Below are 24916 nucleotides of genomic sequence, written 5' to 3' on the forward strand. Positions count from 1 at the left end.
GTCAGCGCACCGCCTCCCGGCGCGGTTCCCTCGGCAGCCCGAGGAGTTGCTCGCCGATCACGTTCCGCTGGATTTGCGAACTCCCGGCGTAGATGGTCGCGGCGCGCGCGTAGAGCAGCTCGTCCATCCAGCAGGAGGGCGAGTTGGGCGTGCCCGCTTCCGGCACCAGGCGCGCACCGCCGTTTCCGGGCCCCTCGGGGCCGACCGCATCCAGTCCCAGGATTTCGGCGGCAAGGTCGGTATAGCGCCGGAAGTACTCGCTCCAGATGACTTTGGTGATCGCGGCCTCGGCACCGGGCACCCGTCCGTTCAGCGACAGCGTCAATCCGCGGTAGCCGCGGTACCGCATGATCTGTATCCGGGAAAAGCACCACGCCAACCCATCTCGGATGAGCGGATCGGAGCTCAGTCCGCGTTCGCGGGCGAGTTCGCACAGCCGCTGAAGGTCGCGACCGAATTCGATGGCGGCGGTGGTGACTTGGGAGCCGCGTTCGAACCCCAGCAGCGTCATCGCGGTCGGCCATCCGTTTCCGGTCCCGCCCACGACATTGCCGGATGCGCACCGCGCGTCGGTGAAGAAGACCTCGCTGAAGGAGGAGTGTCGGGCCGCGTTGACAATCGGGCGTACTTCGACGCCGGGCTGTTCCATCGGCACCAGCAACAAGGACAGACCCTGGTGCTTGGGCGCGTCGGGATTCGTGCGCGCCAACACGAAGATCCAATTGGCGGTGTGACCGGCCGACGTCCAGATCTTCTGCCCGTTGATCACCCACTCGTCGCCGTCGAGCGCGGCCCTGGTTCGCACCGACGCCAGATCCGAGCCGGCCTCGGGCTCGGAGAATCCCTGGCACCAACGATCCTCACCGGTGAGGATGCGTGGCAAGAAATGCCGCTTTTGCGCCTCCGACCCCAGCGCGATCAGCGTGTTGCCCAGCAAATCGATTCCCAGGAGGTCGTTTTCGGCCCGCTCGGGAGCGCCGGCCCGGGCGAACTCCTCCGCGAGCACTACCTGTTCGAGGGGGGACAGACCGCATCCGCCGTATTCTTTCGGCCAGGAAACGGCGACCAGGCCGCGGGCGGCCAGAGTTTCGCGCCACCGCGACCCGAACGCGTCCCGCTCCTCCGGCGGCAATGCTCCGACCCCCGCCCAGCCGGCCGGGAGGTGTTGCGCCAGGAAGGCGCGGATCCGGTCGCGGAACGCTTCCGCTTCGAGCGGGTAGGTGATGTCCACTGCGGGGCGCCCGGACTCACGGGAGGTGCTTGGTCGCGGGCAGGATCGCCGGCGCGGTGCGCCAGTCGTCGAGCCCGTATTCGACCGTCCCGTAGGACAGCTTCCCGCCGGTGACCTCACCCCAGTGGGCGTGATTGAGCTGGTGGATCTTGAAGCAACCGTCGAGCGCCGTGGTGAAACCCATGGCGTCGACGGTTTGGTTGACCGATTCCTTGATGAGCAACGCGGCCATAGTCGGAACCTTGGCGATCCGGCGGGCGAATTCGATTGTGCTGGTGCCGAGTTGATCGGCGGCGAATACCTTGCTCACCATCCCCAGCGCGTGCGCTTCGTCCGCGCCGATGCAGTCGCCGGTGAGCAGAAGTTCCTTGGCTTTGCGGGGCCCGAACTCCCACGGATGCCCGAAGTACTCGACCCCGCACATGCCGAGGCGGGTGCCCACGACGTCGGCGAACACGGTGTCCTCGCTCGCGACGATCAGGTCGCAGCACCAAGCCAGCATCAAGCCCGCCGACAGGACGGTGCCGTGCACCTGAGCGATCGTGATCTTGCGCAGGTTCCGCCACCTCTTCGTGTTTTCGAAGTAGTAATGCCACTCCTGGCGATTGCGCGATTCGACGCCGCCGTAACTTCCCCCGTTGCACTGGTAGGTGGGGTGCTGATCCGGGCCCGGCGAGCGCTCGCGGACGTCGTCTGCGGACCCCAGGTCGTGTCCGGCGGAGAAGGCGGGGCCCGCCGCCCGCAGGATGACCACCCGGACCGCGTCGTCGGCTTCGGCAAGTTCGAAGGCGGCGCCCAGCTCCACCAGCATTCCGCGTGTCTGCGCGTTGCGTTGTTTCGGGCGATTCAGGGTGATTGCCGCGATCCGACCCTCATCGATCGTCTCGTACTCGATGAAGTCGAAATGCCGCGCGGAACTCTCCCGGCCATCGACCGGATGGAGTCCGGTGACGTTCATGGCGCCTCCTTTTACTGCTCACCGCGCGCTTGCGCGGGTGACCTGTGCGAGGTTACGCGGCGCCAAGCCCGGATGTCCATAGCCAATACGCGCTGTGAAAAAGATGATCGCGACAAAATCCCAAGCAAAATGGCTCTTGTGCGCAGCGAAGTATCTTGCTAGTACTGTGGTATACCTACTTAAGGCAGGCCCGCAGCCACTGCGAAGACCGGAAGGGTTGACCATGGAGATCGGAATATTCCTGATGCCGGCCCATCCACCGGAGCGCACGCTCTACGACGCCACGCAATGGGACCTCGACATCATCGAACTGGCGGACCAACTCGGCTACGTCGAAGCCTGGGTCGGCGAACACTTCACCGTGCCGTGGGAGCCGATCTGCGCGCCCGACCTGCTGCTGGCGCAGGCGCTGCTGCGCACGAAGTCCATCAAGCTCGCGCCCGGGGCGCATCTGCTGCCGTATCACCACCCGGTCGAATTGGCGCACCGTGTGGCCTACTTCGATCACCTCGCGCAGGGCCGATTCATGCTGGGCGTCGGCGCCAGCGGGATCCCGGGCGACTGGGCCCTGTACGACGTGGACGGGAAGAACGGCGAGCACCGGGAGATGACCCGCGAGGCGCTCGAGATCATGTTGCGCATCTGGACCGAGGACGAGCCCTGGGAACATCGCGGAAAGTACTGGAACGCCAACGGAATCGCGCCGATGTTCGAGGGCCTGATGAAGCGCCACATCAAGCCGTTTCAGAAGCCGCATCCTCCGATCGGGGTGACCGGGTTCAGCGCGGGCTCCGAGACCCTCAAGCTCGCGGGTGAGCGGGGTTACCTGCCGATGAGTCTCGACCTCAACACCGAATACGTTGCGACCCACTGGGATGCGGTGCTCGAGGGTGCCGAGCGCAGCGGTCGGACCCCGGATCGCCGCGATTGGCGTTTGGTGCGTGAAGTTTTCGTCGCCGAGACCGACGAGCAGGCGTTCCGTTACGCCGTCGACGGCACGATGGGGCGCGCCATGCGCGAATACGTGCTGCCGACGTTCCGCATGTTCGGCATGACCAAGTTCTACAAGCACAACCCGTCGGTGCCCGACGACGACGTGACGCCGGAGTACCTCGCCGAAAACACCTTCGTGGTCGGCTCGGTGGAGACGGTGGTCGACAAGCTCGAGGCCACCTACGACCAGGTGGGCGGATTCGGCCATCTCCTGGTTCTGGGATTCGACTACATCGACAACCCGGGGCCCTGGAAGGAGTCGCTGCGCCTGCTGGCCGAGGAAGTCATGCCCAGACTCAATGCACGCATCGCCAAGAAGCCCGTCATAGCGGTCGTCTGACGATGGCGGATTGTCAGGTCACCATCGACTATTCGGACGGAACGCGAAAGGCGATGCCGGTCCGGCCGGACCAGACGGTCCTGGATGCCGCCGAAGAACACGGTGTGGCCATCGTCAACGAATGCCAAAGCGGAATCTGCGGCACATGCGTCGCCACCTGCACCGCCGGCCAGTACGAGATGGGACGCACCGAGGGCCTGTCCGACGTGGAGCGCGAGGCCCGCAAGATCCTCACCTGCCAGACGTTCCCCACTTCGGATTGCCGCATCGAACTGCAGTATTCGGCCGACGACAACGCGGCGCTGCTCGTCACTTGTGACGGCGTGGTGACCGGGGTCGAGCTGGTTTCGCCGAGCACCGCCGTGCTGCGAGTGGATGTCGCTACCCACTCCTCGCCGACGGCCGCGCCGTTGACCTACAAGGCCGGGCAGTTCGCCCAGTTGCAGGTTCCGGGCACCACCACATGGCGCAACTACTCCTACGCACATCCCGCCGACGGCGGCGGCGAATTGGAGTTCATCATCCGGCTGCTGCCCGACGGGATGATGTCGAATTACCTGCGCGACCGCGCGAAGCCGGGCGACCATATTGCGCTGCGGTGCGGCAAAGGCAGCTTCTATCTGCGCCCGGTGGTCAGGCCGGTGATCCTGGTGGCCGGCGGCACGGGCCTGTCCGCCATCCTCGCGATGGCCCAGAGCCTGGCCGCCGACACCGCTCAGCCCGTCCGCCTGCTCTACGGCGTCACCTCCACCGAAGACCTGTGCAAGCTCGATGAACTCCACGAGCTCGGGCGCCGCGTCGCCGGCCTCGAGGTGGAGGTCATCGTCGCGCACCCGGACGCCGGATGGGATGGCCGGACGGGCCTGGTCACCGACCTGCTGGACGGGGCGATGCCGGCCGACGGTGACGCCGACGTGTATCTGTGCGGTCCGGCGCCGATGGTCGAGGCCGCCCGAACCTGGCTGGACGCCAACCGGTTTCATCGTGTCGGGTTGTACTACGAGAAGTTCGTCCCGAGCGGGGCGGCGCGGCGGCGCAATCCGGATCGGCTCGACACCGCGGCCCTCGACATCGCCGAGGTGCGCGGCCGCGGTCGCGGTACGGCGGTGGTGATCGGCGGGAGCATCGCGGGCATCGCCGCGGCCAAGGTGCTCACCGAGACCTTCGATCGGGTCATCGTTCTCGAGAAGGACGACCCGCATCGTCGGCGCGAAGGCAGACCGGGTGCGGCGCAGGGCTGGCATCTGCACCATCTACTGACCGCCGGGCAGATCGAGCTGGAGCGCTTCTTTCCCGGCATCGTCGACGACATGGTGCGCGAGGGCGCGTTCAAGGTCGACATGGCGGCCCAATACCGAATCCGGGTGGGTGGAAGCTGGAAGAAGCCCGGCACCAGCGACATCGAGATCGTCTGTGCCGGTAGACCGCTGCTGGAGTGGTGCGTACGGCGGCGCCTCGACGACGAGCCGCGGGTTGACTTCCGCTACGAGGCGGAGGTCGTCGACCTCGTCTTCGACCGCGCGAACAACGCCATCGTCGGGGTTGCCGTCAGCAAGGGCGCGGCGGGGGACGGCGACCTGGAAGTGGTGCCCGCCGAGTTCGTCGTCGACGCGTCGGGCAAGAACACCCGGGTGCCAGAGATATTGGAGCGCATCGGGATTGGGGCTCCGGAGGTAGAGCAGGACATCATCAACTGCTTCTATTCGACGATGCAGCACCGGGTTCCGCCCGACCGGCAGTGGCGGGACAAGGTCATGGTGATCTGCTATGCGTACCGTCCATTCGAGGACACGTACGCGGCGCAGTACTACACGGACAGCTCACGCACCATCCTGTCCACGTCGTTGGTGGCGTACAACTGCTATTCGCCGCCCCGCACCGCGCGGGAGTTCCGCGAATTCGCCGACCTGATGCCGTCACCGGTCATCGGGGAGAATATCGACGGGCTGGAGCCGGCCTCGCCGATCTACAACTTCCGCTATCCGAACATGCTCCGCCTGCACTACGAGAAGAAGCGCAACCTGCCGCGGGCGTTGCTGGCCGTGGGCGATTCCTACACCAGCGCCGATCCGGTATCCGGCCTGGGTATGAGCCTGGCGCTCAAGGAAGTTCGCGAGATGCAGGTGTTATTGGCAAAGTACGGTCCGGGCCACCCGGAGCTGCCGCGCCGCTACTACCGAGTGATCGCCAAGATGGCCGACACGGCCTGGTTCGTGATCCGCGAACAGAATCTGCGTTTCGACTGGATGAAGGATGTGGACAAGAAGCGGCCGTTCTATTTCCGGGCGCTTACCTGGTATATGGACCGGCTGGTCGAGCTGGTACACGACGATCTGGACGCCTATCGCGAGTTCCTCGCCGTCGTCCACCTCGTCAAGCCGCCGTCGGCGCTCATGAAGCCCGGGATCGCCGGCCGGGTGATCGGCAAGTGGGCGCGCACCAGATTGTCGGGGCAGAAGACGCTCATCGCCCGCAACTACGAAAATCACACGGTGCCGGTCGCCGATCCCGCGGAACGGCTGGTGGCCGTTGCCGGTTCGGCGCCGAGCCAAACGCTCTAGGTCAACCACTCCAGGCCTCGACCAGAAAGGCGAAGACGATGTCGCAGGTCCACCGATTCTTGGATTGTCGGGGCACTCGCATTCATGCCGTCGAAGACGGCCCCGAAAGCCCAGGAGCCCCGCTGGTCGTGCTGCTGCACGGGTTCCCGGAGTCCTGGTATTCCTGGCGCCATCAGATTCCCGCGTTGGCGGCCGCGGGCTACCGAGTGGTGGCGATCGACCAGCGCGGCTACGGCCGCTCGTCGAAGTATCGCGTCCAATCGGCCTACCGCATCAAGGAATTGGTCGGCGACGTCCTCGGCGTTGTCGATGCTTACGGTGCCGACAGGGCGATCGTGGTGGGTCACGACTGGGGCGCGCCGGTCGCGTGGACCTTCGCCTGGCTGCACCCGGACAGGTGCGCCGGTGTGGTCGGCATCAGCGTTCCGTTCGCCGGTCGGGGCGTGATCGGCCTGCCGGGCAGCCCCTTCGGCGAGCATCGCCCCAACGACTATCACCTCGAGCTCGCCGGCGAGGGCCGGGTTTGGTACCAGGACTACTTCTCGGCGCAGGACGGGATCATCGCCGAGATCGAGGAAGATGTGCGGGGATGGCTGCTCGGCCTGACCTATACGGTCTCCGGCGAGGGAATGATCGCGGCCACCAAGGCCGCGGTCGACGCGGGCGTCGACCTGGCATCCATGGACCCGATCGACGTGATCCGCGCCGGCCCGCTCTGCATGGCCGAAGGCGCGAAGCTCAAGGACGCCTTCGTCTACCCGGAGACGATGCCGGCGTGGCTCACCGACGCCGACCTCGATTTCTACGCAGGCGAATTCGAGCGTTCCGGCTTCGCGGGTCCGCTGAGCTTCTATCACAACATCGACAACGACTGGCACGACCTGGCCGACCAGGAAGGCAAGCCGCTCACGCCACCGGCGATGTTCATCGGCGGGCAATACGACGTCGGGACGACCTGGGGCGCCGAGGCCATCGAGCACGCACCCGAGGTCATGCCGAACTACCGCGGTACTCAGATGGTTCCCGACGTCGGGCACTGGATCCAACAGGAAGCGCCGGAGGAGACCAACCGGCTGCTGCTGGATTTCCTTGGCGGGCTGGGTCAGTGAGCGCGCGCCGATGAAGACCACCGACGTGCGGGTGCTGCGCGCGATCACCGCGACGGCGGCGGGTAGACCCGTTGTCGTCACCGGTGATTCGGACGGTGACGGCTATCTGGTCTTCGCCGCCGACGCCGCGACCTCGGCGCTGACGGCGTTCATGGTTCGCCATACCTGCGGATACGTGCGAGTCGCCCTGCCGGGGGACGAGTGCGAGCGGCTGAATCTCCCACCGATGTGCCACCGCGACAACGCGCTTCGCGTGTCGGTCGACGTTCGCGGGACCGGGACGGGGATCTCGGCGAGCGACCGCGCCCGCACCATCGCGGCGCTGGGGTCCGCGGGAACCGAGGCTTCGGACTTCCTCCGTCCGGGACATGTGGTTCCGCTGCGGGCCGGAACGGACGGAGTGCTCGGCCGGCGCGGGGCAGCCGAAGCCGCCGTCGACCTCGCCGCCCTCGCGGGACGTCGCCGCGCCGCCGCGCTGTGCGAGATCGTCTCGCGGCGCAACCCGACGCTGATGGCCCGCGGTGCCGAGCTGACCGAATTCGCCGTCGAACATGGGCTGGCTGTCGTGTCGATCGGTGAGCTCGTGGCGTATCGGCGCCGTACCGAGCCCCAGGTGGTCCGGCTGACGGAGACGGTGCTGCCGACGTGGGTAGGCGACTCACGCGTCATCGGCTTCCGCGGCGCGCACGACGGTGGCGAACATCTGGCGGTCATCGTCGGCTCGGCCGGCACCGGAGTGCCGGTGCCGCTTCACATTCACGTCGAGTGCCTGACCGGGGACGTGTTCGGCTCGAAGGCGTGCCGATGCGGAGGGGAACTCAACAGCGCGCTGAACATGATGTCGTCCCGAGGCAGCGGCCTGGTTCTCTATCTGCGTCCTTCGGGACAACCACGGGCCTGTGGCCTCTTTGCCGGACGCGACGCTGCCGTCGACCCGATGGCGGAGACGGTGGCGTGGATCCTGCGCGACCTTGGCGTGTATGCGCTCAAACTTTCCGACGACGTTCCCGGATTGGGGCTTGTCCTTTTCGGTGCCATTCGCGAGCGCGGCATAGGCGCTGAACCGTTGGCGGCGGCGGGTTGAACCACCCAGACCTGGCCGGCAAGGCCGCGATCGTCACCGGGGCCGGCGCCGGGATCGGCCTGGCGGTCGCACAGCGGCTCGCCGTCGAGGGATGTCGCGTGTTGTGCGCGGACATCGACGGTGCCGCGGCCGGTGCTACCGCACTCAAAATCGGTTGCGGCGCAATCGGTCACCGGGTCGACGTCAGCGACGAGCAACAGGTGATCGGCATGGTCGACGCATGCGTCGCGTCGTTCGGGGGCGTGGACAAGCTCGTCGCCAACGCCGGCGTGGTTCACATGGCTTCGCTGATCGAGACGACCGTCGCGGACTTCGATCGTGTCATCGCGGTCAACCTCCGCGGCGCCTGGCTGTGCACCAAGCATGCGGCGCCACGGATGATCGAGCGGGGAGGGGGAGCGATCGTCAACATGTCCTCGCTTGCCGGTCATGTCGCCGTGGGCGGCACGGGGGCGTACGGCATGTCCAAGGCCGGGATCAGCCACCTCAGCCGCATCACCGCCGCGGAGCTGCGCTCGTCCAACATCCGCGCCAACGCGTTGTTGCCCGCATTCGTCGACACCCCAATGCAGCAGACCGCGATGACGATGTTCGACGAGGCCCTCGGACAAGGCGGCGCCGGTGCGATGATCGCCCGCCTGCAGGGCCGCATGGCCACCCCGGAGGAGATGGCCGGAATCGTCGCCTTCCTGTTGTCCGACGACGCGTCGATGATCACCGGAACCACGCAGATCGCCGACGGTGGAACCATCGCCGCGCTGTGGTGAGCGCGCGCGGTGGTTCGTCGTAGGTTGGTGATCGTGACTGGTTGGAAAGAATTCACCGAAGCCGCGCCGCAAATCGCGGCCGTCTTCGCGCGCCGCCACGCTGATGCGGGCAACCTGTGCATGCTCGACACCCTGCGCTCGGACGGATTCCCGCGGATAAGCCCTGTCGAGCCAAGGTTCTTCGAAGATCAGCTGTGGATTTCTGGCATGCCCGGCACCACGAAGTTCAGGGACCTCGCGCGCGATCCGCGCTTCTGTCTACACACCGCGACCGTCGACACCGAGGTCAAAGACGGCGACGCGAAGTTGTGGGGCATCGTCGATGACGTGCAAGACAAGGCCCTGCATCAACGTTTCGCCGAGGACCTGTTCCGCCAAACCGGCTTCGACATCAGGGGGCAAGACTTCGATCACTGTTATCGCGCCGATTTGATTGGCGGTTCTGCGGTGCAGGTCGCTGATGGGCACCTGGACATCACAATCTGGAAGCCGGGCGAGCCGGAGCGCGTTGTGCGGAAGCACTAGCTGGGCCTCGACGCTAGATCTCTGTAATCCCTTGTGTCACTTTGGTTTCAGCGGTCACAAAGCGGCGATTCTTGTCGGTGGGTGTTTCTACGATTCGGGGTATGAGTTCGGGCAGTCGTGAGGAGATCGTCGAGGTTTTCGACGCGCTCGATGGTGCCCTGAAACAGTTGTGCGATTTGTCTTTTGATGTGCTCACCACCCCGGAGCGGTTGCGGGCCCTGGAGCGTCTGGAAGGCGCGGCGCGCCGGCTGCGCGCCCCCCAGCACGAGCTGATCAATCAGCTCGACGCGCAGGCCACTCCGGCAGAACTGGGCGGCAACCTGTGTTGCGCGCTGGCCGACCGGTTGCGGATCACCAAGGCCGAGGCCGGGCGGCGCATCGCCGAGGCCGAGGACCTCGGCGAGCGGCGGGCGCTGACCGGTGAGCCACTGGCCCCGCACCTAGGCGCGACGGCGGCCGCGCAGCGGGAGGGGTTGATCGGGGACGGGCATGTGCGGGTGATCCGCAGCTTTTTCGCCCACCTGCCCGCCGAGGTCGACCCGTCCACCTGGGAGGCCGCCGAGGCCGACCTGGCCGACAAGGCCAGCCACTACCGCCCCGACGAGTTGGCCAAATACGCCCGCCGGATCATGGAGTGGCTGCACCCGGACGGCCAGTTCAGCGACCAACAACGCGCGCGCAGGCGCGGCCTGATCCTCGGGGAGCAGGAATTCGACGGCATGTCACGCCTCAGCGGCCTGGTCACCCCGGAATTGCGCGCGGCGATCGAGGCCCTGTTGGCCAAGCTGGCCGCGCCCGGCGCGTGCAACCCCGACGACGAAACCCCGGTGATCGACGACACACCGGATGAGGACGCGGTGCGCCGCGATACCCGCTCCCAGGCCCAGCGCAACCATGACGCGTTCCTGGCCGCGCTGCGGACCCTGTTCTGCTCCGGGAAACTGGGCAGCCACAACGGACTGCCCGTGTCGATCGTCGCGATGACGACGCTCAAGGAGCTGGAGGCCGCCACCGGCAAGGCCCTCACCGGCGGCGGCACGCTGGTGCCGATGTCGGATGTGATTCGCTGGGCCGGCCACGCGCATCACTACCTCGCGATCTTCGACGAGGCCAAGCCGCTGGCGCTCTATCACACCAAACGCCTGGCCTCACCCGCCCAGCGGATCATGCTCTACGCGCGCGATCGCGGCTGCACCAAACCCGGCTGCGACGCCCCCGCGTATCACAGCCAGGTCCACCACGTCACCGGCTGGAAAACCACCCGCCGCACCGACATCGACGACCTCACCCTGGCCTGCGGCCCCGACAACCGCCTCGCTGAACAAGGATGGACCACCCGCACCAACACCCACGGCGAAACCGAATGGATACCGCCACCGCACTTAGATCGGGGACAACCCCGAACCAACCCCTACCACCACCCCGAACGATTCCACCGCAACTCCGACGACGACGAACCCATTTGACGTCAAGACGGCAGTGGCGCCCGGCTGGTCAGGATCGACAGTGCGATGGCGGTGATCTCGTCGGCGACCCCGGCGTATCGCGTCAGATGCCAAGTGCGAGCGACATCTTCGATGAAACTGATCGCCGCCGCGACCAACAGTCGGCCCTCGGCGGCGGTGGTCGCGGGCACCAGCTTGGTGACCTGCTCGATCCACACCGTCTCGCGATCGGACTGATTTCTCAGGTACCCGTCGCGCACCTCGCCAGAGGCGTGGGAGAGCTCGGTGACGGAAACGGCGACTAGGTCCGGCGCGTCCAAACTGATCCTGACATGGCCCTGGACCAGGCCGCGAAGGCGTAGTGCGGCTGCGGAATTCGCGCGCATCGCTCGGATGCACTCCAGGCTCAACCACTCGTCAAAGCGTCGGACCAAGGCGTCGAGGATCGCTTGCTTGGAGGAGAACGAACGGTACAGGCCGGGACCGGCGATTCCGGCCCCTTTGCCGATCTCGCTGGTGCTGACGGCAGGATAACCCCGCGCCCGGAACAGTCGCGCGCCCGCGGCCAGCAGGGTCTCGTAGCGGGAGAACAGCACGCCTTCGTCGTCGCCGCCGGCGGCCGCGGCCGGGAGGGGCGTCAGCTCGCAGGCCGGAGGTGTCCGCGCCGCTGCCATGCAGGCTTGGAACAGGCGCTCTTTGAGTTCGTCGGCCGGCAGGGTCAGGTTGTGCCTGCCCAAGCTGGTCAGGGTGCTTGACACCGCCCAGGCCCGCAGCTCCGAGTGTTGCGGGCTCAGACCGGGCACCTCGAGCAGGACGTTCTCGCGCATGCCGGCGACGATGGCGTTGATGCGGCGCCGCACCTCGGCGCGGTCGTCGTCGTTGAGGTAACGGGCCTCGCGCTGCCACAACACCGTCAGGGACCGGGATGCGACGGCCGCCGCGATGAGGTCGGGCAGATCGGCGCTCAGCGGCCTCGGCGCGGGTTCCGCCTCGCCATCGGTAAGACGACGCGCGCTCTGGTATTGGTCCTGGCCGGTTCGGATCGCTTCGGCCAGCAGTGCCTGCTTGTTGTCGTAGTGGCGATACAACGCGCGAGCGGTGACCCCCGCCGCCTCGGCGATGTCCTCCAGCTTGACCGAGTGAAAACCGCGGTCGATGAACAGCCCAACGGCCTGGTCCAGAATCTGCTGCTTACGGTCTTTCGGCCGGCGCCGCACGGGTCGGGCGGGGGACTGCATGGTCTCCATTGACTCGACCCCCTATAGCTTCATCCCGCTCTGGCCCTCGAAGTCCGCAAGGTCAAAGTAGTCGCTGAAGCGCGTGATCTTGCCATTCCTCACCTCGAACACGCCGGTCACCGGCAGCACGACCTTTCGGCCGTCGTTCATGGTGAAGTAGTCGATGCGCTCCACGAGTACCCGGCCGGGCTCGGCGGCCAGAGTGACGATGTCGAGCTTGGCGTCGGAGAACGCGTCCAAAAACGCCTGGAATGTCGCGCGGATGCCGGCAATGCCGACGATCGGCTCGACCGGCACATTGTGATAGACGGCGTCGTCGGCGAAGCCGCCGCAGATCGTTTCCAGGCTGCGCGCGGGCCAGGATCCCAGAAAGTCGCGGACGAGCTTCTCACTGGCTTCCTTGGTATCTGTCATCCGCAAACTCCCCTTCTGCTCGGATTAACAAAATACATCAATCCATACATGTGCGCCATTACATGCTGGTTTACCTCTCAATTGGCCCATTCAAGGCATAGCGTTTATGGACATAGCGATGTTTTCGGCGGGCTCGTCGCAGTGGTTCGCCACCCGTTCCTCCCTCCTTCGGGGCACCAAGACTTCCCATTTGGGGTCTGACCGTGGCGTCGCGGCGGTGCTTGCATTGCCAATCATGAGTTTGTTCAGCGACACCAGCGAGATCGACAAATACATCGGCGGAGTCTTTCGGGAGGCGGGAGACCACCCCCAGTCCGGGCCCAAGTTCCGCGCCGCCAACATCGTCATGCGGGTGATCTACACCGACCCCGACTATGAGCTCACCGTCGCCCTGCGCGAGGACTTCCAAGTCATCTGCGGCCCAAGCGATCTCACACCGGACGTCACCATGAGCATGCCGGCCGATGTCGCGGACCGGTTCTGGCGTGGGGACTACAACCTCACCATCGGCCTGGCAAAGGGCCAGGTGAGGGCAAAGGGCCCGATCGGCAAGATCCTGCGCCTCATTCCGCTGACCAAGCCCTTGTTCCCGATGTACCGCGCCAAGATTGCCGACAAAGATCGCGGGGTGGCCTGAATCCATGACCACCACCGCCGTCCCGCACCATCCGATGCTGATCGGCGGCGAACCGGTCGACTCCGCCGGGCGCATGCGCATCATCGACCCGGGCGACGAGCGTCTGGTTGCCACGGTCGCCAAAGGCGATGCGTCCCACGTCGACGCGGCGGTCGCGGCCGCCCAAGCCGCCTTCGAGCGCGGCTCGTGGTCCCGCGCGACCCCGCAGGACCGCGCCGCCGTGATGCGCCGAATCACCGCGGCGGCCCATCAAGCCAGCGACGACCTGATCGAGCTGGAGATGGCGTGCAACGGCGCCACCATTCGGCTGGCCACCGGGTTTCACATCGGCTACGCGCTGAGTCACTTCAGCTATTTCGCCGACCTCGCCGAGAACTATGCGTGGCAACGGGCCGCGCCGGTCGAGACGTTCCCGGTGCTCAGTCAAAGTGTGGTGCACCGCGAGCCGATCGGCGTCGTCGGCGCCATAACACCCTGGAATTTCCCGCTGCTGCTGACCATTTGGAAGATCGGCCCGGCGCTCGCGGCCGGCAACAGCGTCGTCGTCAAGCCGGACGAACACACCCCGCTTTCCATACTCGAGTTCGCCCGCATCGCCGAACGCAACGGCTTGCCGCCGGGGGTGCTCAACGTGGTGCCGGGGGAAGGGCACGAAGCGGGGGCCCGGTTGGCGTCGCATCCCGACGTCGGCAAGATCGCGTTCACCGGTTCCACCGCGGTCGGCCGCGAAATCATGCGGCTCGCGTCGGGCACCGTCAAACAGCTGACGCTGGAGCTCGGCGGCAAGGGGCCATCGCTGGTCCTCGACGATGCCGACCTCGATCTGGCCGTCGACGGCGTGCTCTACGGCTGTTTCGCCTACTCGGGTCAGATCTGTGAATCCGGCACTCGCGCATTGGTTCCCGCGGCGCTGCATGACGAGTTCGTCGATCGCCTCGTGGCGCGGGCGAAGACCATCGTCGTCGGACCCACTCGGGACTGGGACACCGACTTGGGTCCGGTGATCGACGCAGCGCAACGCACCCGCATCCTGCGGTACATCGACGAGGCGCGAGCCGCCGGAGCCAACGTGGCGCTCGGCGGAGAGGCGATCACGGGTGGATCCTTCGACCGGGGATTCTGGGTTGCGCCAACGATTCTCACCGGCGTTGCCAACGACATGACGATCGCCCGTGAGGAGGTCTTCGGCCCGGTGCTGGTAGTCATCCCGTATGACGGCGACGACCAGGCCGTCGCGATCGCCAACGATTCTGACTACGGCCTGGCGGCCAGCATCTGGACGTCCGACAACGCCAGGGGGTTGAGCATGGCCGAACGTATTCGGTCCGGCAGCGTGTGGATCAACGACGCGCACCAGATCAATTGCCGGCTGCCGTTCGGCGGCTACAAGCAGAGCGGAATCGGACGCGAACTGGGTCCCGACGCGCTCGACGCGTACACGGAGGTCAAGACGGTACATCTGGACCTCTCCGGCGGACGCGAGGCCAAGCCCTACGACGTCCTGCTCGGCAACGCCGACAACGCCTGAGCGTCAGGCCAACTCGGGCACGCTGGCCAGCCGCACATACGCCGAAGCCGCCTCCGCGCGATTGGTCGCGTTCAGCTTGCGCAACACCCGCTTGACATGCGACTTGACCGTGCCCGCCGAGATCACGAGCTCATCGGCGATCTGCTGATTGGTGCGCCCGGCCGCCATCAACCGAAGCACCTCGACCTCACGGCGGGTCAGCATGGTCATCACCCGGGTCTGCACCTCGGCCAACGACCGTGCGGCGGGGCTGCGTTCGACCGGCTCGATCTTGCGCAAGTCCAGATCGGCGTCCTGCAGCGCGCGGGCCGCCTCGTCCGCGGACGCCAGCGCGCGAAGAACCTCCGTGTGCTGGCGACGCATGCGCTCCAGTAAAACCGTGCGCTCGTAGGCATACCCGAACCCCTCGGCGAACGCCCACACCGTGTCGCGGTCGATTTCGTCGACGGTGCGCCCGGAATACAGGCGGTCGGCGTGCAGGAACCCGATCACCGTGCCCGTTGGCATTATTGGTGCCGCGACGTACGAATGCGTCAACGAAAAGTCGACGATCGGCCGGTTGACCCGTGGGTCGTTGCGGGCGTCGCGCACGATCGCCGGCGCGTGACGGCGGATCATCTGCGTCTCGATCAGCATGTGGTCCAGCAGCGGCGCCACCGACTGCGCGAAGGCGACCATCTCCTCCGCACCGGCGCTGTCCTCACCGAAATAGGCTGACTCCATGACCATTCGACCCTCGTGCACACGAAACAGCACGGCGCGGTCGAAGCCACACGACTCCACCATCTCGCGCGGTGCCCGGTCGACGATCGTCGCGACGTCGTCCACCGCGCGCAGCTTGCTCAAGGCCTCCTGCACCGCCAGCAGCGCGAAAGTCCGCCGCTTGGCCCCGTCTTCGATCAACTCCCGCTCGAGTGAGCACAGGTCCAGCAGCGATTCCAACGCGTTGAGCGCGCGCTCGTTGCCGTGCGCCTCGAGCGCGTTGCGCACCACGGTCGCCTTGCTGTCGATGGCCTCGGCCACCACCGCCAACGGATCATCGGTGGGGTCGACGCCGCAGTCCTGAAATGCGTCCCGGTAGCGGCGCGCTGCGCCGGTTTCCCGGACCGGACGCGACGCCCAACCCGGGTGGTCGCCGTCGGCCAGGGTGGCGTGCGGGACCGGATCCGGCGCGCCGTAGCGATCTTCGTCAGCGTTGACACCAATCACCCGGCTCACTTTCCTCCCAGAAGGTCGGCGCCGCGGCCGAAAAACGAAATTGCCCTCAAATGGGGGCAGGAGTCCTCCCCAACGGGGGATCGCTTTGCCGCCGCCACCGGCACAGGCTGGTCGACATGTCAACTGAGGCCATCACTGCGACCGGCGCGCAGGCCCTTCCGCCCGTCGAACTTCTGACCACACCCGAAGGTATCGCCAATCCGTATCCGCTGTATGACCAGCTGAGGAAGCTGTCACCCGTTGCGGGGTACCGAGATTGGCCGCCGGGGACCGTTCCCGGCGCCGACGAGCCCGTGACGGCGTGGGCGCTCTTCCGTTACGACCAGGTCTTCGAGGCCGCCAGAGACAGCACCACCTTCTCGTCGCGGGACCCGCTGCAAGAGGCCTCGTCGGCGCCCAGCCTGATGCTGGTCAACACCGACCCGCCCAAGCATGAAGTGGAGCGAAAGCTGGTCAGCCAGGCGTTCTCCCCGCGCCGCGTCAAACGGCTCGAGAGCTGGCTCAACGTGCTGGTCCCGCAGCTGCTCGACGCACTCGATACCGCTGCCGACGGGACCGTCGACGTCATGGAGTTCGCCGCCGAGGTCCCCACCCGGGCGATGGTTCGGCTGCTGGGATTGCCCGACGGTGACCACGTGCGCTTCCGCCGGTGGGCCAACGCGTTCATGCTGTCGTCGTCGCTGACTCCCGAGGAACGCATGGCGAGCAACGAGGAAATGGTGGCGACGTTCGCCACGCGGCTTGCCGAGCACACGGCGCGGCTGGCGCAGCGCTCGGCGGACGAAGACGTCGATGATGCCGAGGACCTCATTTCGGCGCTGTTGCGCGCCGAGGTGGACGGGCAGCGGCTCACCCCCGAGGAAATCGTGCGGTTCTGCGTCACGCTGGTGGTCGCGGGCAGCGAGACGACGACCTTCCTGATCGGCAATCTGTTGCACGCGCTGGCCCGAGAACCCGAGGTCCAGGCGCGCCTTCGCGCCGACCGCACGCTGCTGAACATCTTTGTCGAGGAGACACTTCGGCTCGACGGGCCGCCGCAACGCCTGTTTCGGATCGCCACGCGCGACGTGGAGGTCGACGGCAAGCTGATCCGCAAGGGGGAGTGGGTGGCGTTGTTCTTCGGCTCGGCCAATCGCGATCCCGCGGTGTTCCCCGACCCGGGCAGACTCGACATCGACCGGCCCAACATTCGCCAGCAGCTCTCTTTGGGTCACGGCCTGCACTTCTGCCTCGGCGCCTCGCTCGCCCGGTTAGAGGTGATGGCGGTGCTCAACGCGGTGCTCGATCGTTATCGGACGGTCGCGCTGGCCGACGATCCCGGCACCAAGCAGACGGCCAGCCTGCTGACCCACGCGTATGTCCGCCTGCCCCTTCACCTTTCGTAACCCAGCGGCGCAGCTATGAGCAAAGGCGGAATCACGACCACGCTGAGCGAAGCGCGCAACATCGAGGCGACCAAGGCCATCTATGCCGCGGTTCCGGCGGGCGACCTCGAGACCGCGCTCGCACACCTCGATCCTGACGTGCGCATCACCTACTACGGAACCGAAAAGATTCCGTACACAGGCGATTACCGAGGCATCACCGAGGCGATGACGTTCTTCGGCATCGTCGGGCAGCACATCGAGATCGTCGCGATGCAGCCGTGGAAGTTCATCGCACAGGGCGACGACCTCGCCGTCTGGGGCCGGCAACGCTTCCGGCGACTGGCCACCGGGCACGAATGGGAATCGGAGTTCGCACACATCATCACGCTGCGCGAGGGTCGCTGGCTGTACTTCCGCGATTTCATGAATTCGGCCCTGACCCTGCAGGCCTTCGAATGAGGGCCCGATGAAGGTGACAGCGGACCGCGAGATCTGCATGGCCACGGGCATGTGCGTGATGACCGCGGGCGCTTTCTTCGACCAGGACGACGACGGCATCGTGCTGATCGCCTCCGATGAGGTGCCGGACCGCGAGCGGCGCGCGGTGCACAACGCGGTCAATTTGTGTCCGTCTGGTGCGCTGCGGTTGGTGTCGGAGTGACCGGAACGCGGCGTGGCCCGTCGGGCGCCGCGGCGATACCACCAAAATACATCACTGCTAGCAAGTGGCGTTTGGCGTGGTTATTTACGACAGAGGCATCGTCGCTACAGCGTATCCGCTATGGACATGATGGGCTTGCGCCGCGTACCCTCGCTGATGTCACTCGTCCATTTCGACCTGTCCGGGGGGCCGGCGTGAGCAACTCCAGGTGGTGCGCAGCGCGATGGTGATGGTGGTCGATCAGGCGGCGAAGCCAGTCCGCGCGATGGGCGACTTCTTTGCGATGACACTGGACACGTTCGCGTCGATGTTCCGGCCGCCTTTCGCCTGGCGCGAGTACCTGCTGCAGTGCTGGTTCGTCGCCCGGGTGTCGACGCTGCCGGGGGTGTTGATGACGATCCCGTGGGCGGTGATTTCCGGGTTCCTCTTCAACGTCCTGCTGACCGACATCGGCGCAGCCGATTTCTCCGGCACCGGCTGCGCGATCTTCACCGTCGACCAGAGCGCCCCCATCGTCACGGTTTTGGTGGTTGCGGGCGCGGGTTCTACGGCGATGTGCGCGGATCTGGGCGCCCGAACCATCCGCGAGGAGCTCGACGCGCTGCGGGTCATGGGCATCAATCCGATTCAAGCGCTGGCGGTTCCCCGGGTGCTGGCGGCCACGACGATCTCACTCGCGCTGAGTTCGGTGGTGACCGCGACGGGTCTTATCGGCGCATTCTTTTGCTCCGTATTCCTGATGCACGTCTCGGCGGGCGCGTGGGTGACGGGTCTGACCACGCTCACCCACACGGTCGACGTCATGATCTCGATGATCAAGGCGACGCTGTTCGGCATGATGGCGGGACTGATCGCCTGCTACAAGGGGATGTCGGTGGGCGGTGGCCCCGCCGGCGTCGGCAGGGCGGTCAACGAAACCGTGGTCTTTGCCTTCATCGTCTTGTTCGTCATCAACATCATCGTCACCGCCGTCGGCATGCCGTTCATGGTGTCGTGAGGTGAACCGATGACGATCAGCCTCCCGAGCGGCCCCACCCGAATCCACCGCCTGGCGAACGGCGTTGCGGGCGAATGGAACCGCGTCGGCTCGCAGGTGCGGTTCTACGCCAGCACCGTGGCGGGGATTCCCGACGCCGTGGTGCACTACCGCGGCGAACTGCTGCGGGTGATCGCCCAAATGGGTTTGGGGGTAGGGACTCTCGCCGTGATCGGCGGGACGGTCGTGATCGTCGGGTTCTTGGCCATGACCACCGGCGCCATCGTGGCGGTGCAGGGCTACAACCAGTTCGCCTCCGTCGGCGTCGAAGCGCTAACCGGCTTCGCGTCCGCTTTCTTCAACACCCGGGAAATTCAGCCGGGAACCGTGATGGTCGCGCTGGCGGCCACCGTCGGCGCCGGCGCCACGGCGCAACTGGGCGCGATGCGGATCAACGAGGAAATCGATGCCCTCGAGGTGATCGGCATCCGCAGCATCAGCTATCTGGCGAGCACCCGGGTGCTGGCGGGCGTGGTCGTGGCGGTCCCGCTGTTTTGCGTCGGGCTGATGACGGCTTATCTGGCCGCTCGCGTCGGCACCACGGCCGTCTACGGGCAAGGGTCGGGCGTCTACGACCACTACTTCAACACGTTCCTCCGACCGACCGACGTGCTGTGGTCGTCGGTTGAAGTCGTCATCGTCGCACTGATGATCATGCTGGTTTGTACCTACCACGGGTACAACGCGCGGGGCGGGCCCGCCGGGGTGGGCGAGGCCGTCGGCCGCGCCGTGCGCGCCTCGATGGTCGTCGCGTCGATCGCGATCGTCGTCATGACGCTGGCGATCTATGGACAGTCCCCGAACTTCCACCTGGCGAGCTGAGTGGGCATGAGCCGAGGGCCCGGGAAACAGCGTCTGCACGACGCGTGGTGGACGCTGGTCCTGGTTGCGGCGATCGGCGTGGTCGTCCTCGTGACGGCGGTGTCCTTCAACGGGGCCCTCCGGTCCTACGTGCCGGTCACGCTGGCCGCCGAACGCTCGGGGCTCGTGATGGACACGGGTGCGAAGGTCATGATGCGCGGGGTGCAGGTCGGCCGGGTCAGCCAGATCGCAGACGACCAGAACGGCACCCGCCTGAAACTGGAGATCGACCCCGACCAGATCCGTTATATCCCAGCCAATGTCGAGGCGCAGATCAGTGCCACCACCGCGTTCGGCGCTAAGTTCGTCGAGCTGGTGATGCCGCAGGACCCGAGCCGTGGGCGCCTGGCCGCCGGGGCGGTATTGCATTCGAAGAACGTCAGCACCGAGATCAACACGGTCTTCGAAAACGTTGTCGACCTGCTCAACGTGATCGATCCGCTGAAGCTGAACGCGGTGCTCACCTCCGTGGCCGACGCCGTGCGCGGCCAAGGCGAGCGGATAGGCCAGGCCACGACCGACCTCAACCAGGTGCTGGCGGCCCTCAACGCGCGCAGCGATACCATCCGCCAGGACTGGCGATCGGTCAAGAACTTCGCGGAGACCTATGGCGCTGCCGCGCAAGACATCCTGACCATTCTCAACGCCGCCAGCACGACAAGCGCGACCGTCGTGAATCACACGAAGCAACTGGATGCATTGCTGCTCAACGTGATCGGGTTGTCCAACACGGGAACCAACCTGCTCGGTTACAGCCGGGACAATCTCGTCGCCTCCGTGAACACCCTCGAGCCGACGACCAACCTGCTGCTCAAATACAACCCCGAGTACACCTGCTTCCTGCAGGGCGCCAAGTGGTATCTCGACAACGGGGGCTATTCGGCGTGGGGCGGCGCCGATGGCCGGACGCTGCAGCTGGATGTGGCGCTGTTGCTGGGCAACGACCCCTACGTGTACCCCGACAACCTGCCGCTTGTCGCGGCCAGAGGCGGTCCCGGCGGGAAGCCGGGGTGCGGCTCGCTGCCGGACCCCGCCAAGAACTTCCCGGTGCGCGAGCTCGTCACCAACACCGGATGGGGAACCGGGCTCGACATCCGGCCCAACCCGGGCATCGGGCATCCGTGCTGGGCCGACTTCCTCCCGGTGACCCGCGCCGAGCCCAAGCCGCCCTCGATCCGCCAATGCATTCCCGGGCCGGCGATCGGGCCGAACCCCGGGGGCCCGCCCTACGGCGCGGCGCTGTACGGGCCGGGCGGTGTGCCGCTGTGGCCGGGGGTACCGCCGGCCCCGCCGCCGGAAACCGCTGCGCCTCAACCGGGCCCGCCGCCGGGAGAACGGCCGTGAAGGAGAACCTGAAGGGCGTCGTGGTGCGCCTCGGCTTCTTCCTGGCGGTATGCCTGCTCACCGCGTCCTTGCTGGTAGCCGTGTTCGGCGAGGCGCGGTTCTCCGACGGCAAGACGTACTACGCCGAGTTCACCAACGTGTCCAACCTGCGGGAGGGCAAGCTGGTCCGCATCGCCGGCGTCGAAGTCGGCAAGGTGGAAAAGATCTCCATCAACCCGGACGCGACGGTGCGCGTTGCGTTCACCGCCGACAATTCCGTCACCCTCACCCAGGGGACCCAGGCGGTGATCCGGTACGACAACCTGTTCGGCGACCGCTACCTCGCGCTGGAGGAAGGGGCCGGCGGGCTGGCCGCGCTCAGCCCCGGCCAGACGATTCCCCTGGCCCGGACCAAGCCGGCGCTGGATCTGGATGCCCTGATCGGCGGATTCAAGCCACTGTTTCGCGCGCTGAACCCCGACCAGGTCAACGCGCTCAGCGAGCAGTTGCTGCAGGCGTTTCAGGGGCAGGGCGCGACCATCGGGTCATTCCTGGAACAGGCGGCGGCCGTCACCAACACCCTGGCGGACCGAGACCAACTCATCGGGCAGGTCGTCACCAACCTCAACGTGGTACTGGGTTCGCTTGGGGGCCAGAGCGATCGGTTGGACAAGGCGGTGACGTCGCTGTCGGAGTTGGTGCACGGGCTCGCGGAGCGCAAGACCGACATCTCCAACGCGGTGGCCTACACGAACGCGGCCGCCGGCTCGGTCGCCGACCTACTGTCGCAGGCGCGCGCGCCGTTTTCGAAGGTCGTTCACGAGGCCGACCGCGTCGCGGACATCGCGCTCGCCGACCACGAATACCTCGACAATCTGCTCAACACTCTGCCGGACAAATATCAGGCGCTGGTCCGCCAGGGCATATACGGCGACTTCTTCGCCTTCTATCTCTGCGACATCGTGCTGAAGGTCAACGGCAAGGGCGGCCAGCCCGTCTATATCAAGGTCGCCGGCCAGGCCACCGGGCGGTGCGCGCCCAAATGAAATCATTCGCTGAACGCAACCCGATGATCATCGGCACCGTCGGCATCGTGGCGGTGGCCGGCGTGGTGCTGGGCGCGCTGGAATACCGGAAGCTGCCTTTTTTCGATCAGGGCAACAGCGTCTCCGCCTATTTCGCCGATGCCGGCGGCCTGCGGGCTGACAACACCGTCGAGGTCTCGGGTTACCCGGTGGGCAAAGTGTCCAGCATCGAACTCGACGGGCCTGGCGTCCTGGTGAAGTTCAAGGTGGACAACGACATTCGGCTCGGCGACCGCACCGAGGTGGCGATCAAGACCAAGGGGCTGCTGGGCAGCAAGTTCATCGACGTCATACCCCGGGGCGAGGGCCGGTTACACGGTCCCATTCCGATGGAGCGGACGATGTCGCCCTATCAGCTGCCCGACGCGCTCGGCGACCTGGCCAGCACGATCAGCGGATTGAACACCGACCGGCTGTCCTCCTCGCTGGACACGCTGGCGCGAACCTTTGCCGATACTCCGGCCGATTTCCGGAACGCGATGAAGGGCGTGGCCCGGCTCGCGCAATCCCTCGATGACCGTGACACCCAGCTGCGCAGCCTGCTCGACAACGCGGCCAAAGCGACTGGGGTGCTGGCCAAGCGCACCGATCAGATCGTGAGCCTGGTGCGCGACACCAACGCGCTGTTGGCGCAGCTGCGAACCCAGAGCGCCGCACTCGATCAGATCTGGTCGAATATCTCGGCGGCGTCGCGACAACTGCAGGGCTTCATCGCCGAGAACCGACAGCAGCTGCGCCCGGCGCTCGACAAGCTCAACGGGGTGCTGGCCATCGTCGAAAACCGCAAAGAGCGTGTGCAGAAGGCGATTCCGCTGATCAACAGCTACGTCATGTCGCTGGGCGAGTCGCTGTCGTCCGGGCCTTTTTTCAAGGCGTACGTGGTGAACCTGCTGCCGGGCCAGTTCGTCCAGCCGTTCATCGGTGCGGCGTTCTCCGACCTGGGGCTCGATCCAGCCACGTTGCTCCCGTCGCAGCTGACCGACCCGCAGACGGGTCAGCCCGGCACCCCGCCGCTGCCGATGCCGTACCCGCGGACGGGCCAGAGCGGCCCACCGCGGACGACCCTGCCCGACGCGATCACGGGCAACCCCGGCGATCATCCGTGCGGTTTCCCCAGCGTGCCGCTACCCGGTCCCGGTTGCTATCCCTACCGGGAGCCGCCGCCGGCCCCGCCGCCCGGGGGCCCCCCGCCCGGGCCGCCCGCGCAGCCACCGGGAGATCACCCGTGACCGCGAGACTTCGACGTGCCCGCTCGGTGTTGGCGACCGCGCTTGCCTTGGTGCTCGTCGCTGGCGTGATTGTCGCGATGCGAACCGCCGGAGAGACCCCCCGAATAACCGTGGTCGCCTACTTCGACAACAGCAACGGCGTCTTCGCCGGCGACGACGTGCGCATCCGGGGAGTGCCCGTGGGCAGGGTCCTCAAAATCGAACCGCAACCGCTGCGCTCGAAGATCTCGTTCTCGATCGACCGCAAATACAAGGTGCCCGCCGACGCCAAGGCCGCGATCCTCTCGCCCCAACTGGTGACGGGCCGGGCCATCCAGTTGACGCCGCCCTACGCCGGGGGTCCGGCGATGGTCGACGGCGCGGTCATTCCGCAGGACCGCACCGCGGTACCGGTCGAGTGGGACGACCTGCGGGCGCAACTCCAGCGGCTGACCGACCTGTTGAAACCCACTCAGCCGGGCGGCGTCAGCACGCTGGGTGCGCTCATCAACACCGCCGCCGACAACCTGCGCGGGCAGGGCGCCACCATCCGCGACACCGTCATCAAGTTGTCGCAGGCGGTGTCCGCGCTCGGCGACCACAGCAAGGACATCTTCTCCACGTTGAGGAACCTGTCGACATTGGTGACGGCGCTGCACGACAGCGCGGATCTGCTTGAGCAGTTGAATGGCAACCTGGCCGCGGTGTCGTCGGTGCTGGCCGACGACCCCAACAAGGTCGCCCACGCGACCGAGGACCTCAACGCGGTCGTGGCCGACGTGCAGGGCTTCGCCGCGGAGAACCGCGAGGCGGTCGGCACGGCATCGGACAAGCTCACGTCGATCAGCAAGGTGCTCGTCGCGAGCCTCGACGACATCAAGCAGACCCTGCACATCAGCCCAACGGTGCTGCAGAACTTCAGCAACATTTTCGAACCGGCCAACGGTGCCCTGACCGGAGCCCTGGCGGGGACCAACATGGCCAACCCGATCGCCTTCCTGTGCGGAGCGATCCAGGCCGCGTCGCGGTTGGGCGGCGAGCAAGCGGCGAAACTCTGCGCCCAGTACATGGCGCCGATCGTGAAGAACCGTCAGTACAACTTCCCCCCGATAGGGGAGAACCTCTTCGTCGGGGCACAGGCCAGGCCGAACGAGGTCACCTACAGCGAGGACTGGATGCGGCCCGACTTCGTTCCGCCGGCCGACGGGCCACCCCCACCGCCCCCCTCGACGGTCAGCACCGACCCCGCGGCCGGCCTGCGCGGCCTCATGATGCCGGGAGGTGGCTGATGGTGGGCGGCCGCCGGCGCCGGGCGACGAGCCTGGCG

Annotated in this window: 23 protein-coding genes; 18 read left to right on the forward strand and 5 right to left on the reverse strand. The window is 66.5% G+C overall.

Annotated features, from left to right (window positions below):
- Nucleotide 1 precedes the first annotated feature (1 nt).
- Nucleotides 2-1231 (reverse strand): acyl-CoA dehydrogenase family protein, encoded by a 1230-nt coding sequence (locus AC5Y5E_RS25540; RefSeq protein WP_499906016.1) that lies wholly within the window; start codon nt 1229-1231, stop codon nt 2-4.
- Between the two features lie 16 nt (nt 1232-1247).
- Nucleotides 1248-2189, reverse strand: coding sequence for an enoyl-CoA hydratase (locus AC5Y5E_RS25545; protein ID WP_499906018.1), 942 nt, complete (start codon nt 2187-2189; stop codon nt 1248-1250).
- A 223-nt stretch (nt 2190-2412) separates the two neighbouring features.
- Between AC5Y5E_RS25545 and AC5Y5E_RS25550 the strand changes: the two genes are divergently transcribed.
- From AC5Y5E_RS25550 to AC5Y5E_RS25580, 7 genes are all read left to right on the forward strand, one after another.
- Complete coding sequence (locus tag AC5Y5E_RS25550; protein WP_499906019.1) at nt 2413-3522, forward strand: LLM class flavin-dependent oxidoreductase; 1110 nt, start codon at nt 2413-2415, stop codon at nt 3520-3522.
- Nucleotides 3523-3524: 2 nt separating this feature from the next.
- The gene (locus tag AC5Y5E_RS25555; protein WP_499906021.1) at nt 3525-6083 is read left to right on the forward strand and encodes a 2Fe-2S iron-sulfur cluster-binding protein; all 2559 of its coding nucleotides are present in this window, start codon (nt 3525-3527) and stop codon (nt 6081-6083) included.
- A gap of 38 nt (nt 6084-6121) precedes the next feature.
- A complete protein-coding gene (locus AC5Y5E_RS25560; protein ID WP_499906022.1) occupies nt 6122-7192 on the forward strand; it encodes an alpha/beta fold hydrolase in 1071 nt (356 codons plus the stop codon).
- A gap of 10 nt (nt 7193-7202) precedes the next feature.
- Nucleotides 7203-8276 (forward strand): 3,4-dihydroxy-2-butanone-4-phosphate synthase, encoded by a 1074-nt coding sequence (locus tag AC5Y5E_RS25565; protein WP_499906024.1) that lies wholly within the window; start codon nt 7203-7205, stop codon nt 8274-8276.
- Nucleotides 8273-9043 carry an SDR family oxidoreductase gene (locus AC5Y5E_RS25570; protein WP_499906026.1) on the forward strand — a complete coding sequence of 257 codons (771 nt, stop codon included), beginning with the start codon at nt 8273-8275 and terminating at the stop codon, nt 9041-9043. Before AC5Y5E_RS25565 ends, AC5Y5E_RS25570 begins: the two co-directional genes overlap by 4 nt.
- Nucleotides 9044-9076: 33 nt before the next feature.
- Nucleotides 9077-9568 (forward strand): pyridoxamine 5'-phosphate oxidase family protein, encoded by a 492-nt coding sequence (locus tag AC5Y5E_RS25575; RefSeq protein WP_499906381.1) that lies wholly within the window; start codon nt 9077-9079, stop codon nt 9566-9568.
- Between the two features lie 101 nt (nt 9569-9669).
- On the forward strand, nt 9670-11034 hold the full coding sequence (locus AC5Y5E_RS25580; protein ID WP_499906028.1) for an HNH endonuclease signature motif containing protein: 1365 nt from the start codon (nt 9670-9672) through the stop codon (nt 11032-11034).
- 2 nt (nt 11035-11036) lie between these two features.
- Here the strand turns inward: AC5Y5E_RS25580 and AC5Y5E_RS25585 are convergent, their stop codons facing one another.
- Nucleotides 11037-12251: a TetR/AcrR family transcriptional regulator gene (locus AC5Y5E_RS25585; RefSeq protein ID WP_499906383.1), complete on the reverse strand. Its 1215-nt coding sequence runs from the start codon at nt 12249-12251 to the stop codon at nt 11037-11039.
- 21 nt (nt 12252-12272) lie between these two features.
- Complete coding sequence (locus AC5Y5E_RS25590; RefSeq protein WP_499906029.1) at nt 12273-12665, reverse strand: nuclear transport factor 2 family protein; 393 nt, start codon at nt 12663-12665, stop codon at nt 12273-12275.
- Between the two features lie 235 nt (nt 12666-12900).
- Here AC5Y5E_RS25590 and AC5Y5E_RS25595 point away from each other — a divergent pair, with 235 nt between their 5' ends.
- Nucleotides 12901-13302 carry a hypothetical protein gene (locus AC5Y5E_RS25595; protein ID WP_499906031.1) on the forward strand — a complete coding sequence of 134 codons (402 nt, stop codon included), beginning with the start codon at nt 12901-12903 and terminating at the stop codon, nt 13300-13302.
- A 4-nt stretch (nt 13303-13306) separates the two neighbouring features.
- Entirely contained in the window at nt 13307-14830 is a 1524-nt protein-coding gene (locus AC5Y5E_RS25600; RefSeq protein ID WP_499906032.1) for an aldehyde dehydrogenase family protein, read from the forward strand.
- Nucleotides 14831-14833: 3 nt separating this feature from the next.
- Here the strand turns inward: AC5Y5E_RS25600 and AC5Y5E_RS25605 are convergent, their stop codons facing one another.
- On the reverse strand, nt 14834-16039 hold the full coding sequence (locus AC5Y5E_RS25605; protein WP_499906385.1) for a LuxR C-terminal-related transcriptional regulator: 1206 nt from the start codon (nt 16037-16039) through the stop codon (nt 14834-14836).
- Nucleotides 16040-16164: 125 nt separating this feature from the next.
- Here AC5Y5E_RS25605 and AC5Y5E_RS25610 point away from each other — a divergent pair, with 125 nt between their 5' ends.
- From AC5Y5E_RS25610 to AC5Y5E_RS25650, 9 genes are all read left to right on the forward strand, one after another.
- On the forward strand, nt 16165-17433 hold the full coding sequence (locus AC5Y5E_RS25610; RefSeq protein WP_499906034.1) for a cytochrome P450: 1269 nt from the start codon (nt 16165-16167) through the stop codon (nt 17431-17433).
- 15 nt (nt 17434-17448) lie between these two features.
- A complete protein-coding gene (locus AC5Y5E_RS25615) occupies nt 17449-17874 on the forward strand; it encodes a nuclear transport factor 2 family protein (protein ID WP_499906036.1) in 426 nt (141 codons plus the stop codon).
- A gap of 7 nt (nt 17875-17881) precedes the next feature.
- Nucleotides 17882-18076 (forward strand): ferredoxin, encoded by a 195-nt coding sequence (locus AC5Y5E_RS25620; protein WP_499906037.1) that lies wholly within the window; start codon nt 17882-17884, stop codon nt 18074-18076.
- Between the two features lie 223 nt (nt 18077-18299).
- Nucleotides 18300-19073, forward strand: a complete 774-nt coding sequence (locus AC5Y5E_RS25625; protein ID WP_499906387.1) for an MlaE family ABC transporter permease — start codon at nt 18300-18302, stop codon at nt 19071-19073.
- A 9-nt stretch (nt 19074-19082) separates the two neighbouring features.
- Nucleotides 19083-19934, forward strand: a complete 852-nt coding sequence (locus AC5Y5E_RS25630) for an ABC transporter permease (protein WP_499906038.1) — start codon at nt 19083-19085, stop codon at nt 19932-19934.
- A gap of 6 nt (nt 19935-19940) precedes the next feature.
- On the forward strand, nt 19941-21317 hold the full coding sequence (locus tag AC5Y5E_RS25635) for an MCE family protein (RefSeq protein WP_499906040.1): 1377 nt from the start codon (nt 19941-19943) through the stop codon (nt 21315-21317).
- Nucleotides 21314-22342 carry a virulence factor Mce family protein gene (locus AC5Y5E_RS25640; RefSeq protein WP_499906042.1) on the forward strand — a complete coding sequence of 343 codons (1029 nt, stop codon included), beginning with the start codon at nt 21314-21316 and terminating at the stop codon, nt 22340-22342. The genes AC5Y5E_RS25635 and AC5Y5E_RS25640 overlap by 4 nt, the downstream gene beginning before the upstream one ends.
- On the forward strand, nt 22339-23610 hold the full coding sequence (locus tag AC5Y5E_RS25645) for a virulence factor Mce family protein (RefSeq protein WP_499906043.1): 1272 nt from the start codon (nt 22339-22341) through the stop codon (nt 23608-23610). The genes AC5Y5E_RS25640 and AC5Y5E_RS25645 overlap by 4 nt, the downstream gene beginning before the upstream one ends.
- Nucleotides 23607-24878: a virulence factor Mce family protein gene (locus AC5Y5E_RS25650; protein WP_499906045.1), complete on the forward strand. Its 1272-nt coding sequence runs from the start codon at nt 23607-23609 to the stop codon at nt 24876-24878. Before AC5Y5E_RS25645 ends, AC5Y5E_RS25650 begins: the two co-directional genes overlap by 4 nt.
- The last annotated feature ends 38 nt before the right edge of the window (nt 24879-24916 follow it).

This window comes from Mycobacterium sp. NGS54, assembly GCF_059812465.1.

What these genes read in the sequence shown, in the direction of transcription:
- AC5Y5E_RS25560 (WP_499906022.1), top strand. Translation starts at nt 6,122, where the DNA reads ATGTCGCAGGTCCACCGATTCTTGGATTGTCGGGGCACTCGCATTCAT.
- AC5Y5E_RS25545 (WP_499906018.1), bottom strand. Translation starts at nt 2,189, where the DNA reads ATGAACGTCACCGGACTCCATCCGGTCGATGGCCGGGAGAGTTCCGCG.
- AC5Y5E_RS25635 (WP_499906040.1), top strand. Translation starts at nt 19,941, where the DNA reads ATGAGCCGAGGGCCCGGGAAACAGCGTCTGCACGACGCGTGGTGGACG.
- AC5Y5E_RS25585 (WP_499906383.1), bottom strand. Translation starts at nt 12,251, where the DNA reads ATGCAGTCCCCCGCCCGACCCGTGCGGCGCCGGCCGAAAGACCGTAAG.
- AC5Y5E_RS25615 (WP_499906036.1), top strand. Translation starts at nt 17,449, where the DNA reads ATGAGCAAAGGCGGAATCACGACCACGCTGAGCGAAGCGCGCAACATC.
- AC5Y5E_RS25630 (WP_499906038.1), top strand. Translation starts at nt 19,083, where the DNA reads ATGACGATCAGCCTCCCGAGCGGCCCCACCCGAATCCACCGCCTGGCG.
- AC5Y5E_RS25565 (WP_499906024.1), top strand. Translation starts at nt 7,203, where the DNA reads ATGAAGACCACCGACGTGCGGGTGCTGCGCGCGATCACCGCGACGGCG.
- AC5Y5E_RS25600 (WP_499906032.1), top strand. Translation starts at nt 13,307, where the DNA reads ATGACCACCACCGCCGTCCCGCACCATCCGATGCTGATCGGCGGCGAA.
- AC5Y5E_RS25625 (WP_499906387.1), top strand. Translation starts at nt 18,300, where the DNA reads ATGGTGATGGTGGTCGATCAGGCGGCGAAGCCAGTCCGCGCGATGGGC.
- AC5Y5E_RS25550 (WP_499906019.1), top strand. Translation starts at nt 2,413, where the DNA reads ATGGAGATCGGAATATTCCTGATGCCGGCCCATCCACCGGAGCGCACG.
- AC5Y5E_RS25555 (WP_499906021.1), top strand. Translation starts at nt 3,525, where the DNA reads ATGGCGGATTGTCAGGTCACCATCGACTATTCGGACGGAACGCGAAAG.
- AC5Y5E_RS25580 (WP_499906028.1), top strand. Translation starts at nt 9,670, where the DNA reads ATGAGTTCGGGCAGTCGTGAGGAGATCGTCGAGGTTTTCGACGCGCTC.
- AC5Y5E_RS25590 (WP_499906029.1), bottom strand. Translation starts at nt 12,665, where the DNA reads ATGACAGATACCAAGGAAGCCAGTGAGAAGCTCGTCCGCGACTTTCTG.
- AC5Y5E_RS25610 (WP_499906034.1), top strand. Translation starts at nt 16,165, where the DNA reads ATGTCAACTGAGGCCATCACTGCGACCGGCGCGCAGGCCCTTCCGCCC.
- AC5Y5E_RS25620 (WP_499906037.1), top strand. Translation starts at nt 17,882, where the DNA reads ATGAAGGTGACAGCGGACCGCGAGATCTGCATGGCCACGGGCATGTGC.
- AC5Y5E_RS25595 (WP_499906031.1), top strand. Translation starts at nt 12,901, where the DNA reads ATGAGTTTGTTCAGCGACACCAGCGAGATCGACAAATACATCGGCGGA.
- AC5Y5E_RS25645 (WP_499906043.1), top strand. Translation starts at nt 22,339, where the DNA reads ATGAAATCATTCGCTGAACGCAACCCGATGATCATCGGCACCGTCGGC.